We start from the raw sequence: 17,011 nt of genomic DNA, 5'->3' as shown, positions 1-17,011 counted from the left end.
TTCGGCGCCTTCATCAAACAGCGCAGCTATGGTGTATAAGTCTTCGATAACCGCCCGTCACTCTGAATCAAATGACATGTCGCCCGAACCAACCTCAAAACGATACGTGGCGGACTTATCGCCATTATCGAATTCAAGATTCAAAATGGTCTCGCCGTCGTAGTCAAGCGGAAGGAAATCGCTCTCGAAGTCGCCGCTGCCCAAGGTGAGGCTCGCCTTAAAGCCCGTCGAGTTCGGAACCGTCATCTCCACATCGCCCGAGCCCACACTCACGTCCATCGACTTCGCGGGGGCCTGGTAGAGCTCGAACGTTACATCGCCCGACCCGACCTCTGCACTAAGCGCATCAGTCACGCTGCCCGCAAACCCTACATCTCCCGCACCCAGGAAAAGGTCGAAACCATCACAGGTGACACCGGCAATCTGCAGATCACCCGAGCCCACGTGCGCGTTGATTCCCTTCAGATGTTCGGCAACACGGCGCGGCAGCTCAACCGTAACCGAGCGGTCAATTGCCTTACCGTCATCACTTCCAAACTGAGAAACCTTGAGCGTCGAGTCCTCGACGGATGCGATGTTCTGCGTCGCGGCCTTGGAGGCATCCATACCATTGGCAACGCGTCCCCGCTCGATAACGCGAGCCTTGTTGCCATCAACAACCTTGACGTCCACCGAAGCCGCATTGATATCGAAATCGAGGTAGCGGAACTCATCGGCATCAAAGGTCGTACACGAAAGCTGCTGAGGCTGAGCGGAATATTTACCGCCATCGTTCATAAAATCGTCGTCATCAACCACATCGTCCATACCGGACAAGCCGGGTATAACATCGTCGAGATCCCACGGGCCATCAAAATGAATCAAAGTCCGCGAAACGCCAAAAACAAGCCCGATAATCAGTACAAACGCTCCGATGCCAACGCCCAAGCGTACCTTGGATTCATGCGAAAGCTTCATCATTCATCACCCTCTTTGGCGATCGGGTCAGCGGTAGTCGCGGTAGCCACGCCAGTATCAACCGTAGCGGAAACATTCTGAGCCCTAGCTGTCACCGGTGCCGGACCAACCTGAATATCCCCGCGCGCCCAATCACCATCGAGCGCACGCGCCACCCAGTGATAGATGGGAATCGTAAAGAAGATCAGCGCGGCAAAGGGGCCGGCACCAAACGGGAACATCAGCAAAAAGAACAGTAGCCAGCACACGGCCCAATACGGGAACGACTGGAACGGGCCCTTCACCGGAGTCGAGCCAATCGCGGTGCCACTCGTCGCCTGCGCCGTAGCGGCATTGGCGGCCTGTGCACTCCAGCTTGCCGCCTGCGCCGCCTTGGCGGCGGCGTCACTCGCCTGTGTTGCCGCCTCGGTAGCTCGTGCCGCCGCCTCATGGGTGCGTGCGCGCTCTGCCGCCTCGGCCTCGCGCTGGCGGGCGCGGTCCTCGTTCTCAAACTCGATATCGTCCTCGATCTCATCGCTCGGATTGAGCAGCTCGTCCAGGCTCACGCCATAGAGCTTGGCGAGCGAGATCAGGTTCTCGGTATCGGGCGAGCTCTCCGCGCGCTCCCATTTACTGACCGCCTGGCGCGACAGCCCCAGCTTTCGCGCCAGCCCTTCTTGGCTAAAGCCCTTGCTGCGGCGAAGGTCGGCGAGCCGCTGCGCAGTTTCTACATTCATGGTTCCTCCTATGTGATGCCAGCCGTGCCGCCGGACCGTTTTTGTTCTTAAGGCGCCTTGCACAGTTAAAAATCTATCCGCCACCGCCAAAAGCATGCCACCTATTCTAGTGAGATTTTTGACAACCGGCGGTTGCGGGTGCATATGAGCTGCGGAAATGTGTCCAAACAAAGCAATGACCCGTAGCTTGGTTGTCCCTGTTGCGGCGTTAACGGTAGTATGGTCGTACTGTTTATTCCGCACCGCCAACGGAGGGAGTTCCGCGCCGTGAACCGCGATTTCGCCTCATCGCTCATCCAGCTCAACAACACGTTCTATCGCGAGCACTCCGCCTCCTTCTCCGATACGCGCCAGGCCCCGTGGCCCGGCTGGGTGCGCACCATGGATATCGCGCTCGGGCAGCTCGACGTCGCCACGATCGAGCATCCCGTCCGCGTCTTCGACCTCGCCTGCGGCAACATGCGATTCGAGAACTTTGCCGCCGGCGGCGCACTTGCCGCCAAGGGCGTCGACGGCGCAAACCCCTCGGCAGATGCCAGCTGCCCGTTTGAGTTCTATGGCGTCGACTCGTGCCAAGACCTGGCCATCGATGCACGCGGTCACGCCCTGCGCATTCCCAACCTGCACTTCCAGGAACTCGATGTGCTCGACGCCCTTATGAAGCTCAACCCCGCCGAGACGCCCGACGTGCTTTTCGACGCCCCGCTCGCCGACATCTCGGTCTGCTTTGGCTTTATGCACCACGTGCCGTCGTGCGAGTACCGCGTACGCGTGCTCGACGCCCTGGTGCGTCAGACGCGCCCAGGTGGCATCATCGCCATCAGCTTTTGGGAGTTTATGAACGACGAGCGCATGGCGCGCAAGGCCGTTCGTGCCGAGGCCCGCGCCGAGCTCACCCCGCCGTTTGAGGGTTACGATTCGGCGCAGTTTGAAGCCGGCGACCACCTCATCGGCTGGCAAAACGACCGCCACGCCTACCGCTATTGCCATCACTTTGACGATCAGCAGATCACCGACCTGGTGCGCGGCGTCCGCACGTTCTACAAGAGCGGCGAGGTCCCCGTGCGCGAGCTTGAGCGTTTCCATGCTGACGGTCGCAGCGGCGAGCTCAACCGCTATGTGATTCTCAAGCGCCTGTAGGTATCGGCGACTCGCCGCCGAACCGCACCGCATCTTTCGGGCAAACTATGCCCACCCTTTTTCAACCCATTGACGAAACGCGCAGCTACGCGTTCCATATTTATGACCAAGGAGCCTCATGGGAGCCGTCCACGTTCGCGCGCCTAAGAACTTTGTGCTCGAGGAGCGCCTGGAGCGCTACGCCGATGCGATTGAGACGAACCCCGAGGCTTATGCCGGAGATTGGCGCAAGGCCTGTGCGCCCGCAGACGGCAAGCCCTTCGAACACCTTCACCTGGATCTTGGCTGTGGCAAGGGAACGTACCTTGTAGAGCGCGCGGCCCACGAGCCAAACACGCTCTTTATCGGCATGGACCAGGAGCCCATCTGCATCGCCTATGCCGCGCAGAAAATCTGTGAGCAGGAACTGACCAACGCACTCGTCCTGCCCCGAGGCGCCGCATCGCTGCCGCAGCTGTTTGCCGCAGGCGAGCTCGATGCCATCACCATTAACTTTCCCACGCCGCAGCCCAAGGCCAAGTACGCCAAAAAACGACTCGTCCATGTCGACCATCTGATGCTCTACCGCCCGCTCCTTGCAGCCGGCGCCACCGTCACGCTGCGCACCGACAGCAAGCCATTGCGCGATTACGCCCTGGGACAGTTTGCCGCGGCCGGCTACGACACACTTTGGGTAAGCGAGGACGTTCGCCGCGACCATCCCGAGCATCCCGAGACCGAATATGAATGCCGCACGCGCGAGATGGGTGCCGTCGTCTATGGCATTTGTGCCACACCCGGCGCGCAGCCCAGCGATGAACAGCTTACGACGGGCCTCATGCAGGAGCAAAGCCTTGCCTGCTACCTGCCCGAAAACCTCGATGAGCTCACCTATGTACCTCTGGGCATGGAAGAGGCCGTCGAGAACTTTAAAAACCGCGCCCGCAAGGGCAAGAAGCGCTTACCGCAAGAGTCCTAGGGGCTTCTTATGGTCGCGGCGTCGGCAAACAAGCGCAAATAGGCGCCAGCGAACGACCCTCAAGCCTAAGTGAGTAGACTTTTTTGCAATAGCCAAGCACAACCCGCATAGCGAAACATAAAACCGCAGGTAGAGCCCTTGTGCAAAAGCCATGTGCTCGAGATATCGCAAAAAGTCTACTCACTTAGCTAACGACTACACCAAACGGCCGGGCAGAACGCCCATTTCCTGCATTTTCTCGCGCGCTGGCACCCCGCGCCGCCGCTACGCCATAATAGTTGGCGGACAAACGCGAGAGAAAGCAACCACATGGCACAGACCACGACAGATACTTCCGCCAGCACCGTTTCCGGCGCCGGCGCCGCCAGCTCGTTCTCGGGCGGCACGGGAACCGAAGCCGAATTCGGCTCACTCGGTGCGCTCTCCCCCACCTGGTGGGAGCCCGAGGACGGCAGCGAGCCCGAACCGTGGCTCACGCCCGACCAGGCCTTCGAACGCTTCTTTGAATGGACGAGCAATCGCGGTATTGAGCTGTGGGACCACCAGGAAGAGGCCCTCATGGATCTAGCCGCCGGTGACCATGTCATTTTGGGAACACCGACCGGATCGGGCAAGTCGCTTGTCGCGCTGGGTATGCTCTTTATGGGCATGGCTCAGGGCAAGCGCTGCTACTACACGGCTCCCATCAAGGCTCTGGTCAGCGAGAAGTTTTTCGACCTTGTGCAGGTGCTCGGCCGCGATAACGTAGGCATGATCACCGGCGACACGCATATCAACACCAAGGCACCCGTCATCTGCTGCACGGCAGAGATCCTTGCCAACGACGCACTGCGCGAGGGCGAAGATGCCGACGTGGGCTGCGTGGCCATGGACGAGTTCCACTACTTTGCCGACCCCAACCGCGGTTGGGCCTGGCAGGTGCCGCTGCTCACCCTGCCCCACACGCAATTCATGCTCATGAGCGCCACGCTCGGCGATGTCACTGCCATCGCCGCCTCACTCGAGGAACACACCGGTGCTACCTGCGACTTGGTCGTCGATGCCCCGCGCCCCGTGCCGCTGAGCTACGACTACGTGACGACCTCGCTCGAGGGCACGGTCGAGCTCGCCATGCGCCGTGGAGAGGCCCCGCTCTATATCGTGCACTTTAGCCAGGACGCCGCCCTTGCGACGGCGCAATCCCTCGCCAACTTTGGCATTGCCAGCAAGGAGCAGCGCGAGGCTATTAAGGAAGCCGCCAAAGGCACGAGCTTCTCCACGGCTTTTGGCAAGATCCTCAAACGTCTGCTCGGATGTGGCGTCGGTGTGCACCACGCCGGTATGCTGCCGCGCTATCGCCTCCTGGTCGAGCGCCTGGCGCAGCAGGGCCTACTGCCCGTCATTTGCGGCACCGACACACTCGGCGTCGGCATCAACGTACCCATCCACACCGTGGTGCTCACCGCGCTCACCAAGTTCGATGGCTACAAGATGCGTCGCCTGCGCGCCCGCGAGTTCCATCAGATCGCTGGTCGCGCCGGGCGTTCGGGCTTTGACACCGAGGGCATGGTGATCGCCGAGGCCCCGGAGCACGAGATCGAGAACGCAAAGCTCATGGCCAAGGCGGGCGACGACCCCAAGAAGCTCCGTAAAATTAAAAAGAAAAAGGCCCCCGAGGGCTTTGTCACATGGAACAAGCAGACCTTTGAGCGCCTGATCGAAACGCAGCCCGAGACACTCAAGCCACGCCTGCGTATCACGCACTCCATGGTGATTAGCGTGGTCGAGCAGGGCGGCGATGCTCGCGCCCGTGTGCACGACCTCATCGAGACAAGCCTGCAAACGCCCGAGGAAAAGGCCAAGCTCGAGGTTCGTGCCGACGAAATCTTCGCCACGCTCATCGATTCCGGCGTCGTCGTTCGCACCGAGGTGCCGCCCGCGCCTGACGCTCCGGCTGACGCCGCACCAGACATCGACTATGCGCTGACGGTCGATCTGCCCGAGGACTTTGCGCTCGACCAGCCGCTCTCGCCGTTTTTGCTTGCCGCGCTGGAGCTGCTCGACCCCGAGAGCGAGACCTATACCATGGATCTGATCTCGATGGTCGAGGCAACGCTCGAGGATCCCAAGCAGGTGCTGCGTGCACAGGATCGCGCCGCGCGCGACCGCGCGATGGCCGAAATGAAGGCTGACGGCGTCGAATATGAGGAACGCCTGGAGCGCATCCAGGACGTCACCTACGAAAAGCCGCTCGAGGACTTGCTCGATGCCGCCTTCGACAAGTACTGCCAGGAAGTACCTTGGGCCAACGACTACCAGCTCTCGCCCAAGAGCGTCCTGCGCGACATGTTGGAGAGCGCGAGCGACTTTAAGGGCTATATCCAAAAGCTCGGCATCGCCCGCTCCGAGGGCATTCTGCTGCGCTACCTAGCCGAGGCCTACCGTTCCCTCGATCGCACCGTTCCCATTGAGAAGCGCGATGAGCGCTTGCGTGACATCATTTCGTGGCTCGGCTTTGTGGTGCGCTCGGTCGACTCGAGCCTGGTGGACGAGTGGGAGAACGCCGGCAACCCCGCTGCACTCGACGCCACACCGCCGCAGGGCATCGACGAGGTCGTGGCCGACCGCCGCGGCTGCACGCTACTGGTGCGCAACGCGCTCTTCCGCCGCGTGACCCTTGCGGCCCGTGGACACGTGCGCGATCTGGGCGAGCTCGACGAGGACTGGGGCATGAGCGAGGTCCGCTGGCAAAAGGCCCTCGACGCCTATCACGAGCAGCACGAGGAAATCCTCACCGACGGAGACGCCCGCAGTGCCGCGATGTTTACCATCGACGAGAGCGACGAGAAGACCGATCACGTGTGGCACGTGCACCAGATTTTTGCCGACGAGGATGGCGACCACGACTTTGGCATCATGGGCGATGTCGACCTGGATGCCACGCAAGATGGCGGCGAGGTCATCTTCAAAAACTACCGCGTCGGCTTTATTGAGGACCTGCTCGAAGACTAGCCGGGCGCAATGGAACGAAGCGGGGCCGCTGGCAACATCGCCAGCGGCCCCGCTTTTGTGCGATACGCTATCCCCTACTCGGCATCCTCGATCTCATACGAATCGGCATCGGTGGGCTCATCAACCGTGTCCGCCGCCACCTCACGCGCCTCGTCGAAGGCCGCCTTCATGGTTTTGTTCCCCCAGGTGAGTTTGCGGATCGTGAGGTCGTCGGCCTTCTTGTTTGCCAAGCGTAGGTTGTTCTCGGACGACAGGAGCGCCTCCTTGGTCTTTTGCAGATGGCTAATCGTCTTGTCGATCTCATCGATCGCCGTTTGGAACTTGCGGCTCGCGATCTCGTAGTTGCGACCGAAATCATTCTTGAACTTTTCCATCTTGGCTTCGAAGTTTGTGACGTCGATATTCTGCTGTTTGTACTCCGCCAGCTCCTGCTTATAGCGCAGCGAACCCATGGCAGCGTTGCGAAGAAGCGTAATCATGGGAATAAAGAACTGCGGGCGGATCACGTACATCTTCTCGTAGCGATAGCTCACGTCCACGATGCCGGCATTGTAAAGCTCGCTCTCGGGCTCGAGCAGCGTGCAGAGCACTGCATACTCACAGCCCTTCTGGCGACGATCGTGGTCGAGCTTCTTAAAGAAGTCCTCGTTCTTGTGCTTGGTCGCAGTCTCGTCGTTCTCGTTTTTCATCTCGAACATAATCGAAATGACCTCGTTGCCGCTCGCGTCGCACTCACGGAAGATAAAGTCGCCCTTGGTACCCTCGGACGCATCGTTATCCTTCTCGAAGTACGCGTTAGGAAACGCCGTCATGCGCAGACGGTTAAACTCGGTCTCGCAGTGCTGCTCGAGTGACTCGCCCACCATCTTGGTGGACAGGCGGACCTTCATATCCTTAAGGCGCTCAATCTCTTCGTCCTTGTAGCGAATCAGGTCATCGCTCGCGCGCTTGGCCTGCGCGAGCTCGAGCTCGTGTGCCACCTTGACCTGTTCCTCGCGAGAATCGCGCACCGCCAGCTCGCTCGCGAGCTTGGCACGTGCCTCATCGCGCTCACGCTCCGCCGCGGCGACCGCCTCCGATAGGTTCATTTTGGCCGTCAGCTCCTGTTCGCGCAGCTGGGCACGCAGGCCCTCGGCCTCTTGCTCGGACTGAGCCTTTGCGGCGGAAAACTTCTCTTGTACCTTCGCGCGATAGTCAGCAAGCGCGCGCTCGGCCTCGCTGCGAGCGGCATCGAGCTCACGCTGCGACTCTGCCGTGGCAGCGGCAAGCGCCATCTCTTGGGCCTTGTCCGCCGCGGCAAGCCTGGCCTGCAGCTCGGCAATCTGGGCATCACGTGCAGCTAAATCGTTTTGAGCAGCATTGCGCGCCGAAGCCTCGGCAAGCTTGGCTTCGTCATCCTTGCGTCCCAGCTGCGCACGTAAATTGTCAATCTCGCGCTGAAGCTCGGCATTCTCCTTCTGCGCATCCGCACGGGCCTCAACAGCTGCACGCTGGCTTGCACTCTCGCGCTCCGCGGCAGCGCCCTCGAGCTTGACACGCAACTCGGCAAGCTCGGCATCGCGCTTGGCAACCTCTTGTGCCAGCTTCTGCTCCGCAGTGTTCTTCTGCTCGGCAAGCTGAGCGTTGCGCTGAGACTCTACCTTTTGCAAGGCAGCCGACAAACGCGAGCGCTCAAGCTCCAGCGCCTGCTCACCCTCGCGCTGGACTGCCTTCACACGCTCATCCAGGTCGCGCGAGAACTCGGCATCGCGCACCTGTTTGACGATATCCGCATAGCCGGACGCATCGACCTTAAAGACTTCGCCGCAATGCGGGCACTTGATCTCGTTCATAGCAGCTCCTCGATGGACGCAAATTTCAACCGCCTACACTCTACCGCGCCGCACGGACAAAAAAGACGCCGCCGCCATAAAGGCAACGGCGCCAGAACCGCCACAAAGGTGCCTGTCCCCTTTGTGGCGGTTTGGGTCCTTACAGATCGCGGTAGTCGATAAGGCGAAGATCAGGTTGAGATTCAAGCCAAGCGCGAAGCTCGGGGTCGATCAGCGCATCGACCTCCTTGGTGCGGTCAGTCGTAAGCGAGCTGTTCTCCAGGATAAAACGATCGAGATAGCCTGGATGGCACACAAAGACGACCGTCTCGCCGTCCTCCATCTCGCGAACCGTCTGCATAATCGAGTCCTTGGGTTCGTAGCCCGGCTCCATCGAATGCATCACCATGCGCAGGTCGGTGGCACCGCAACGCACAACCGCCGTGGGGTCGAAGCTTGCCTTTTGCTCCTTAAGGCCCAGCTCCTGAGCAACCGCCGAGATCGCTCGGTTAAGGTTTTTGCTCATGACGGCATGGGCCTCAAAGTAATCGGGTTCGCGGCCCACGATCTCGACAAAGCGGTCATGCTGCGCGCGGATCTCGATGCAGGCCTCGTCGAAGTCTATCAACTCCTCGCCGCGCTTAAAATGCTCGCGGAAGGTACGGCTGCTATGGAACTCGCCGTTCTCGTTGAGCATGCTCGGGATGAGCGCCGGGTCGGCACACGGCTTGCCCAGGCACACGTTGGTATGCTGGCCCACTGCAATATCGGCATCCGCCACGAGCGACCACCCACGCTCGGCCTCGGGCATATTTGGCATAAGGCCCGCTGAGCGCACCAAGCCCTCGTTGACGCTACGGGCGATCCCCAAGTCAACGGCGTACGAATAACCAAGATCATCGGCACGAATAAGCAATTGCTTCACAACGACTCCAATCTATGGAAACGGGCACTTGGAGTGTAGCCAAGTGCCCCAGGTAATTATCCTACCTAAACAGATGTCTTAAGCCTTAGCGGCATCAACATCTTCCTCGAGCTGATCCTTGCTAAAGCCAAAGAGGTAGGCGATGGCAGCGGCGGCAACAAATGCAGCGCCCGATGCAACGCAACCCCAGACGAGATTAGCCGTTCCGCCGGCAACAAAGCCGGTGACGCCCAGAATATTGGTCGCGCCCAGAACATACGTTGTCACATTGGTGAGGGCTGCGATCAAACCGCCGATAGCACCGCCGGCAACCATGGCGCCCAGGCAGCGAGTGTACTTAAAGCCACAGCCATACAATGCGGGCTCCGTCACGCCGCCCACGATACCGGAGAGCGAGAAGCCGAGCATGGCGCCCTTCTCGTCGGTCTCCTTAAGGCGCAGGAAGGCACCGAAGGCCATGCCCCACGTAGCGAACTGAGAGATACCGGCCGCGACCATAACGCAGGAGTCGGAGCCCAGGGTGAGCAGCTGCACAATACCAAGGGCAAGCAGGACCTGGTGCATACCGGTCATAACCAGGAACTCCCAAAGTGCGGCAATGACGACGAGGGAGAGGATGGTGACGATGCCGCCGGCGTTACCGAGACCGAACATAAAGTTGCCGACCATGCTGCCCAGGATGGAGCCGATCGGAGCCAGCACGCACAACGAAACGGGGATCATAACGGCCATGGTGCCCACGGGTACAAACACCGTAGAGAGCATGTCGGGAACGACCTTCTTCATGAACTTCTCGACGACCATAAGCACCGGCATGGACAGAACCATGGGGAGCACGGTGGAGGAATAGTTGTTCAGCTGGGCCGGCAGCACGCCGTAGACCATGGTGGTCGTTACGCCCGAATCCGCCGCAGCGTTGACCAACGTCATGAACTCAGGAGCAATGAGCACACCGCCGAGCATCATGCCGAGTGGCTGGCTGCAGCCAAGCTGCTTCGCAGCAGCCCAACCCAAATAAACGGGAAGGAAATAATAGCCAGCGTTATAAATCCAGCTGTAGAAGAAGTTGTAGATGTCGGAGTCGGCAGACCAAATACCGAGCATGCCGTCACCGCAAACCACAGCGATGGTACGGAACATGGCAGCACCCATGATGATGGGGATCGTCATGACCATGGTCTTGGAGAGATAGTTGAGGATCTTGTTGCCCGCAGTCTTGAGCGTCAGCGGCTCCTTGGTGCCGCCATCGAGGTTCTCGTCAATGGAGCCTTCGCCCTTAACTCCCAGCGCAATGGCGGCGTCGTAGACCTTCGGTACGTTCTGACCGATGATGACCTGATACTGGCCGCCAGACCACTGGGCACCCAGAACACCCTTGATCTTCTTAACTTCATCGTCATTGGGGATGGACTGATCCTTAAGGTTCAGACGCAGACGGGTCATGCAGTGCGTCGCGTTCGTCACATTGGAGGCGCCGCCGACGGCAGCAAGCACGTCCTCGGCAATCTTCTTGTTATCGACAGCCATGTCGAATCCCTTCTCTTCCAACTAAAGGTCTGTGGGCCTTCACAGCATCAAGACGCACGATTCCGCTCGCGCCTGCGCAGCACGCGATATCCGTTGGCAAGAGATTTCATTGCATGTGATTCCCGGGTGGATCGACATGAAAAAAGCCCCGCGCACAACCGACAGAGACCCAATAATGGCCTCGGCAGAATCGGTAGTGCCTCTCGGAGCTGCGCCGTGAGTAACACCCAACACACGGCGAGTATATGCGGCAGATGCGTTCGCTGCGGCTCAGATTACCGATGAACGGTAGCAAACGGCCCGCAAACGGTCGCCATAACGGAAAGGGGGCGCCAGAGACCCCCTATCTATCCAGGCTGGTGGGAGCCACGCGATTCACGTGCATGATCAGATAGACGAGCTCTTCTTGGGCCAATGGCTCGCCAAAGGCCTCTTGAATCAGATCGTCGATACGATGAGCACAGCGCGATGCCGCCGGATACTGCTCCACGAGCACGTCGTAGAGACCTGAGTTCTCGGTATCAATCGGCTCTTTCTCTGCCACGCGGTCGAGCAGATAGCGCACATGGGTGGCAAAGCGAGTAAAGGCAAACGACGAGCGGTCGACCGTCACACCCAACTCTTCTTGAATAATTGCAACCGTCATGTCGAGCAGATGCTCCTCGTGCTGTTCGGCAAGCACGCGCCGCTCACTCGGCTTAATCGCCGCATTGATAATCGACATGGCAATGCCCGCGGCCTCACTCTGGGGCATGCGAATGGCAAAAGTTTTCTTAATGCCGCGAACGGCTAGCTCGCCCAATCGATACTCAATAGGATGCAGCTGCTCCAGATCGCGCTTGAGCGGCAACGACACCACCATATGTTCGCGGGCGCGCTTAATGGCAAACTGGATATGATCTGCCAGCGTAATGGGCAGATTAGGACTCAATTCGTACGAAAGTTGCCCAGTTGCGATATCGGCCAGCTGGGCGGAAAACTCCAGCACCTCGGGATCAACTTCGTCGATAAACGCCAGGTACTTGGAATCGATACCGTAAAAGGTGCGGGTAACGACATCCAAATCGACATCGTGCGGCATATCGCCAAAGCCGATACCGCGACCCAACGCGATGAGCTGGCGCCCCGCGCCGTCTTCGCAGATGGCAGCGTTGTGGTTAATGCGCTGGACAGCCCTCATGGAATCATCGCTCCTACTAAAACACGCCGTGCAGACCATCCACACGGCGCGTTCATTCTACCTGCACTTGCAGCTACAGTCCAAAGAAGCTCAAGATCTGGTCTCGGCTTACGGGCTTGTAGTCGTTGGCATCGAGACCGACATCGTAGCGAAAGATAGGGCGCTCGCGATCGCGGTTGCGTGCGTTGGCGCGGTCACCCCTGCTGTGGATATGCCCATGCAGCATAATGGCGCCACGTGCCTTGCCGTTCCAGCTGAGCATGGGGTAGTGGCTCATAACCAGACGATGGCCCTTGGCATAGCCGGGAGCAATCTCCAGGTAATCGCGCACGTCTTCCCAAATCTGCGGTACGTCGGAATCTTCCCAGTCGCCGTCATGGTTACCGCGGATGAGCGTCACGTTCTGGCATTCGATGCGCTCGCGCAGGCGCACCGCCTCCGCCAGGGGCAAACGATAAGTAAAGTCACCCAGAATATAGAGACGGTCGTCCGCCGCCACGCACTCATTGATGGCATTGATAACCTTGCGGTTCATCTCCTCGACCGAGCCAAACGGCCGGTCCATGTCGTGCAAAATATTCGTATCGCCCAGGTGCAGGTCGGCGGTAAACCACATCATCGTCTATGCCCTCATTTCGCAACGTGTTCAACTCGTGCTAAGTATACAGACGCAGCGATGCGGCGGTTATCCAAAGAGCCCGCCGAACAGTCCGCGGCGGCGCTTGTCTTGCTTTTTCGAAGCGTCACCCTGAGTTTTCTTGTCCTGCCGTTTCCTACGGCCCTGCTCCAACTCATCGTCATCGAGTAACATATCCCACTCAAACGGATCATCTGTCAGATCGAACAGTTCATCGTCATCAAACATGGCAGCCTCCATTGCCGACTAGCGAGCATCCACCACATAGAGCCCAACGCGCACCTGATGCCACGGGCTGCACTCGGGGGCAACCTGTTGCACGCGGGCCTCAAACACGTCCTTGTGGCCGTAATACATCATCAAGGACAGTGGGCCGACCTCGTTTCCCGGAACGTAGCCAAGTTTGGTCTTGCCATAGTAGATCGCAACTGCCTCGGGGTCATGGGGATTATCGCGCTCGGCGCACAACGTCAGTTTATCGCCCGCTTTAAGATCGCCTAGGACCAAAGCGCCGTCGGCATATTGAAATCCTGCAATATGAAACGACAGAAGAACACGTGAAGGCTCGTACATGGCAACTCCTCTAACGGCCGGATAAACCGGCGCTTAACCTTAGTGAGAAGTCTACGGGTCCGTGCGGACACAAATTCGCCCCACCCGCGCCTTTTCGACCGTTTGTCGCTACACCATCTGATTCTAATGCACAAACATGCGCACGAATTTGTGCTTCCAGCTTGCGTAGGGCGCATACCGAAACGGCACGTCCAGCCACGTTGCCTTGTTCACGATGCTCTTCTTGTGGCTAAACGTATCGAAGCTCTCGCGTCCATGGTACTGCCCCATACCGCTCGCACCCATGCCGCCAAAGCCCATATGACTCGTAGCCAGATGCATGATGGTGTCGTTAACGCAGCCGCCACCAAAGGGCACGTAGCGCACAAAGCGCTGCCGAACCGCACGGTCCTGGCTAAAGATATACAGGGCCAGCGGCGTCGGACGATCCGTAATAAACGTCTCGGCCTCGTCTAGGCTCTCAAACGTCAGCACCGGCAAAATGGGGCCGAAAATCTCCTCCTGCATTACGGCGTCCTCAGGCGCCACGCCGTCTAGGATCGTCGGCTCAATCTTGAGCGACGACTCGCGCACCGTTCCTCCCAGCACAACCTTATCGGGGTCGATCAGCCCGCGTACGCGCGCGAAATGCTTGGCGTTGACAATATGACCGTAGTCCTCGTTATCGAGCGGGTGCTCGCCAAACATGCGACGGACCTCCTCCTTGATGAGGCCCAACAGCTCATCGTGCACGCGCGTATCGACCAGCAGGTAGTCGGGCGCCACGCAGGTCTGCCCCACGTTGAGCCATTTACCAAAGGCGATACGTCGTGCCGCGACCTTCAAGTTTGCCGTCGCATCCACGATGCAGGGACTCTTTCCGCCCAGCTCAAGCGTCACGGGCGTGAGGTTTTTGCTCGCGCGCTCCATGACGAGCTTGCCGACCGGAACACTACCGGTAAAGAAGATCTTGTCCCAGCATTCATCGAGCAACGCTTCGTTCTCGGCACGCCCGCCTTCGACGACCGTCACCAGGCGCGGATCAAATGCTTCCTCGCAAATCTGCCTGAGCACCGCACTCGAAGCCGGCGCATAGGCACTCGGCTTGATGACCACGGTGTTACCCGCGGCAAGGGCGCCGGCGAGCGGCTCGAGTGTTAGCAAAAACGGGTAGTTCCACGGAGCCATAATGAGCGTGACGCCATAGGGCACGGCTTGCGTTTTGCACACACTAATGGCATTGGCGAGGTCGCAGGGGCGCAGGCGCGGGCGGCTCCATCGGGCCATATGCGCAATCTGATGGCGAATCTCGGAAAGCGACGTGCCGATCTCGCACATATATGCCTCGTCATGCGACTTACCCAAATCGGTCTTGAGCGCATGGGCAATATCGCCCTCGTGCGCACGAACCGCATCGCGCAGGCGCACCAGTGCGCGGCGGCGAGCATCGACATCAAACGTAGCGTGCGTCTTAAAGTAGGTGCGCTGATCGCCGACGATGCGCGCAATTTCCTCGGTGTTCATGGACCCTCCTAGTTCTCGTCCTCAAACATACCACCTGCAACAACTTCGTACATATGCTCGAGCTCCAGGCGGTCCATCAAAAGCGGAACGGGATACAGCGGATTGGCCTCGGCATCGGCATGCGCCGCCATTTGCGGAATATCGGAGCGGCGAATACCTGAGACATATTTGGGGATTCCCAGGGCCTCGTTCATGCGGTCGACCCAATCGATAAAGGCCTCGGCCGCAAGACTGTCCTGCGCGGTAGCCGGCGCAATGCCCGCCATGCGAGCAAGATCGGCAAGCTTGGGGGCGGCGGCGTCACCATAAGCGCGAAGCATGTGCGGCAGGATGATCGCGTTGGCTAAACCGTGCGGAATTCCGTATCGGCCGCCCAGACTGTGCGCGATGGCATGCACATATCCGACATAGGAGCGGGTAAACGCAACGCCTGCCTTATACGCCGCCGAAAGCATATTGCGGCGCGCACGCATGTCGTCGCCATGCTCATAGGCCTCGAGCAAATTGTCGCGGATGAGCTGGACCGCCTGACGCGCCATCTTGCGCGTGTAGGGCGTGGTGCTACGGCCGATAAAGGCCTCGACAGCATGCGTCAGGGCATCCATACCCGTCTGCCCCGTGGTGGACGCCGGCAACCCGCGCGTAAACTCGGGGTCGTGCACCGCAAAACGCGGGATGAGCACAAAGTCGTTAATGGGGTATTTATAGTGCGTCTCGTTATCGGTAATTACCGCCGCGAGCGTGACTTCGCTTCCCGTACCGGCGGTAGTGGGAACCGCAATAAGTAGCGGCAGGAGACGGTGGACGCGCAACAGGCCACGCATCTTGTTGATGGGCTTGTTCGGCTGTGCAATGCGCGCCCCCACACCCTTGGCGCAGTCCATGGCCGAACCGCCACCAAAGCCGATAATGGCCCGGCAGTCGTTCTCGCGATACAGCGCCGCCGCTTCCTCCACGTTTGAGACCGTGGGGTTCGCACGCGTTTCGGCATAGACCGTAGCGCCAATCCCCTGAGCCGTAAGCGCACGCTCGAGTGATGCCGTGAGCCCCAAACGTGCAATACCAGGGTCTGTCACGATAAGAACCTTCTGGATCGAGCGTTTTTGAAGCACCGCGGGCACATCCTCGGCATGCTCCAAAATGCGCGGCTCGGTATAGGGCAGGATCGGCAATGCAATGCGAAAAACCGTCTGATATGTTCGGCACCAGGCACGACGGGCTAGATGCATAAAGGAAACTCCTTTATTTGTTGATAGGTCAACATTTGCTCGACCGATTGTACTCAGCAGAGATCACAGACGGCCTACCAATCGTTAATCAATCAACATCTTCATATCTCAAAATTGTTTTATTAAAAATCATTCCTAATAGGCTTCACATTTGGTTGCATTTATGGATAATAGAACTCGTCAAGACGCACGTCCGGAGAGGGCCCTTACGGGACCGGACGAGCGCGCAATCGCCATCGATCGAAAGGATCGAATCATGAAGTTTGTTTGCCCCGTTTGCGGTTATGTGGAAGAGTTCGACGGCGACCAGCTGCCCGAGGATTTTAAGTGCCCCCAGTGCGGCGTTCCCGGTTCTCGTTTCCTGAAGCAGGAGGAGGGCCAGCTCGAGTGGGCTGCCGAGCACGTCGTGGGCGTCGCCAAGATGGAGGGCGTCTCCGAGGACATCGTTGCCGACCTGCGTGCCAACTTTGAGGGCGAGTGCTCCGAGGTCGGTATGTACCTGGCCATGGCTCGCGTCGCTCATCGCGAGGGCTATCCCGAGATCGGCCTGTACTGGGAGAAGGCTGCCCACGAGGAGGCCGAGCACGCCGCCAAGTTCGCCGAGCTCCTGGGCGAGGTCGTGACCGACTCCACCAAGAAGAACCTCGAGATGCGCGTTGAGGCCGAGAACGGCGCCACCGCCGGCAAGACTGATCTTGCCAAGCGCGCCAAGGCCGCTGGTCTCGATGCCATCCACGACACCGTCCACGAGATGGCTCGCGACGAGGCTCGTCACGGCAAGGCTTTCGCCGGCCTGCTCAAGCGCTACTTTGGCTAAGCCAGCCGTCTGAGAGACAATCTCTAGCTCGATAAGGCCCGGACCGC

The 17,011-nt window shown here is 59.4% G+C and carries 15 protein-coding genes; 4 read left to right on the top strand and 11 right to left on the bottom strand.

The features are described 5' to 3' along the window. Nucleotides 1-57 precede the first annotated feature (57 nt). Entirely contained in the window at nucleotides 58-957 is a 900-nt protein-coding gene (locus AAA138_RS01820; RefSeq protein WP_349089334.1) for a DUF4097 family beta strand repeat-containing protein, read from the bottom strand. Continuing rightward, entirely contained in the window at nucleotides 957-1,673 is a 717-nt protein-coding gene (locus tag AAA138_RS01815; RefSeq protein WP_349089333.1) for a helix-turn-helix transcriptional regulator, read from the bottom strand. Before AAA138_RS01815 ends, AAA138_RS01820 begins: the two co-directional genes overlap by 1 nt. Nucleotides 1,674-1,940: 267 nt before the next feature. Between AAA138_RS01815 and AAA138_RS01810 the strand changes: the two genes are divergently transcribed. The 3 genes from AAA138_RS01810 (at nucleotide 1,941) to AAA138_RS01800 (ending at nucleotide 6,762) form a co-directional block, all read left to right on the top strand. Next, complete coding sequence (locus tag AAA138_RS01810) at nucleotides 1,941-2,813, top strand: hypothetical protein (protein WP_117806642.1); 873 nt, start codon at nucleotides 1,941-1,943, stop codon at nucleotides 2,811-2,813. 118 nt (nucleotides 2,814-2,931) lie between these two features. Then, the gene (locus AAA138_RS01805) at nucleotides 2,932-3,771 is read left to right on the top strand and encodes a methyltransferase (protein ID WP_349089332.1); all 840 of its coding nucleotides are present in this window, start codon (nucleotides 2,932-2,934) and stop codon (nucleotides 3,769-3,771) included. A 309-nt stretch (nucleotides 3,772-4,080) separates the two neighbouring features. Next, nucleotides 4,081-6,762, top strand: coding sequence for a DUF3516 domain-containing protein (locus AAA138_RS01800; RefSeq protein ID WP_349089331.1), 2,682 nt, complete (start codon nucleotides 4,081-4,083; stop codon nucleotides 6,760-6,762). 74 nt (nucleotides 6,763-6,836) lie between these two features. On the opposite strand, the gene AAA138_RS01795 is transcribed toward AAA138_RS01800, so the two are convergent. The 9 genes from AAA138_RS01795 to AAA138_RS01755 form a co-directional block, all read right to left on the bottom strand. Next, on the bottom strand, nucleotides 6,837-8,594 hold the full coding sequence (locus AAA138_RS01795; RefSeq protein ID WP_349089330.1) for a DUF2130 domain-containing protein: 1,758 nt from the start codon (nucleotides 8,592-8,594) through the stop codon (nucleotides 6,837-6,839). 139 nt (nucleotides 8,595-8,733) lie between these two features. Beyond that, entirely contained in the window at nucleotides 8,734-9,498 is a 765-nt protein-coding gene (locus AAA138_RS01790; RefSeq protein WP_349089329.1) for a ChbG/HpnK family deacetylase, read from the bottom strand. Nucleotides 9,499-9,576: 78 nt separating this feature from the next. Then, the gene (locus AAA138_RS01785) at nucleotides 9,577-11,025 is read right to left on the bottom strand and encodes a PTS transporter subunit EIIC (RefSeq protein ID WP_329738722.1); all 1,449 of its coding nucleotides are present in this window, start codon (nucleotides 11,023-11,025) and stop codon (nucleotides 9,577-9,579) included. A gap of 343 nt (nucleotides 11,026-11,368) precedes the next feature. Next, a complete protein-coding gene (locus AAA138_RS01780) occupies nucleotides 11,369-12,205 on the bottom strand; it encodes a PRD domain-containing protein (RefSeq protein ID WP_349089328.1) in 837 nt (278 codons plus the stop codon). 73 nt (nucleotides 12,206-12,278) lie between these two features. Then, nucleotides 12,279-12,824, bottom strand: a complete 546-nt coding sequence (locus AAA138_RS01775) for a metallophosphoesterase (RefSeq protein ID WP_349089327.1) — start codon at nucleotides 12,822-12,824, stop codon at nucleotides 12,279-12,281. Between the two features lie 66 nt (nucleotides 12,825-12,890). Continuing rightward, the gene (locus AAA138_RS01770; RefSeq protein ID WP_349089326.1) at nucleotides 12,891-13,070 is read right to left on the bottom strand and encodes a hypothetical protein; all 180 of its coding nucleotides are present in this window, start codon (nucleotides 13,068-13,070) and stop codon (nucleotides 12,891-12,893) included. A gap of 18 nt (nucleotides 13,071-13,088) precedes the next feature. After that, complete coding sequence (locus AAA138_RS01765; protein ID WP_349089325.1) at nucleotides 13,089-13,415, bottom strand: HIRAN domain-containing protein; 327 nt, start codon at nucleotides 13,413-13,415, stop codon at nucleotides 13,089-13,091. A 123-nt stretch (nucleotides 13,416-13,538) separates the two neighbouring features. Continuing rightward, nucleotides 13,539-14,918, bottom strand: a complete 1,380-nt coding sequence (locus tag AAA138_RS01760; RefSeq protein ID WP_349089324.1) for an aldehyde dehydrogenase — start codon at nucleotides 14,916-14,918, stop codon at nucleotides 13,539-13,541. An 8-nt stretch (nucleotides 14,919-14,926) separates the two neighbouring features. Beyond that, the gene (locus tag AAA138_RS01755) at nucleotides 14,927-16,147 is read right to left on the bottom strand and encodes an iron-containing alcohol dehydrogenase (RefSeq protein WP_349089323.1); all 1,221 of its coding nucleotides are present in this window, start codon (nucleotides 16,145-16,147) and stop codon (nucleotides 14,927-14,929) included. Between the two features lie 253 nt (nucleotides 16,148-16,400). On the opposite strand from AAA138_RS01755, the gene AAA138_RS01750 reads away from it, so the two are divergent. Next, a complete protein-coding gene (locus AAA138_RS01750) occupies nucleotides 16,401-16,964 on the top strand; it encodes a ferritin family protein (protein WP_070097113.1) in 564 nt (187 codons plus the stop codon). The last annotated feature ends 47 nt before the right edge of the window (nucleotides 16,965-17,011 follow it).

It is taken from the genome of Collinsella sp. CLA-JM-H32B, from assembly GCF_040098065.1.
Taxonomy (GTDB): Bacteria; Actinomycetota; Coriobacteriia; order Coriobacteriales; family Coriobacteriaceae; genus Collinsella.
Note: the sequence above shows the minus strand (reverse complement) of the source record. Positions and strands in the feature narration are given on the sequence as shown.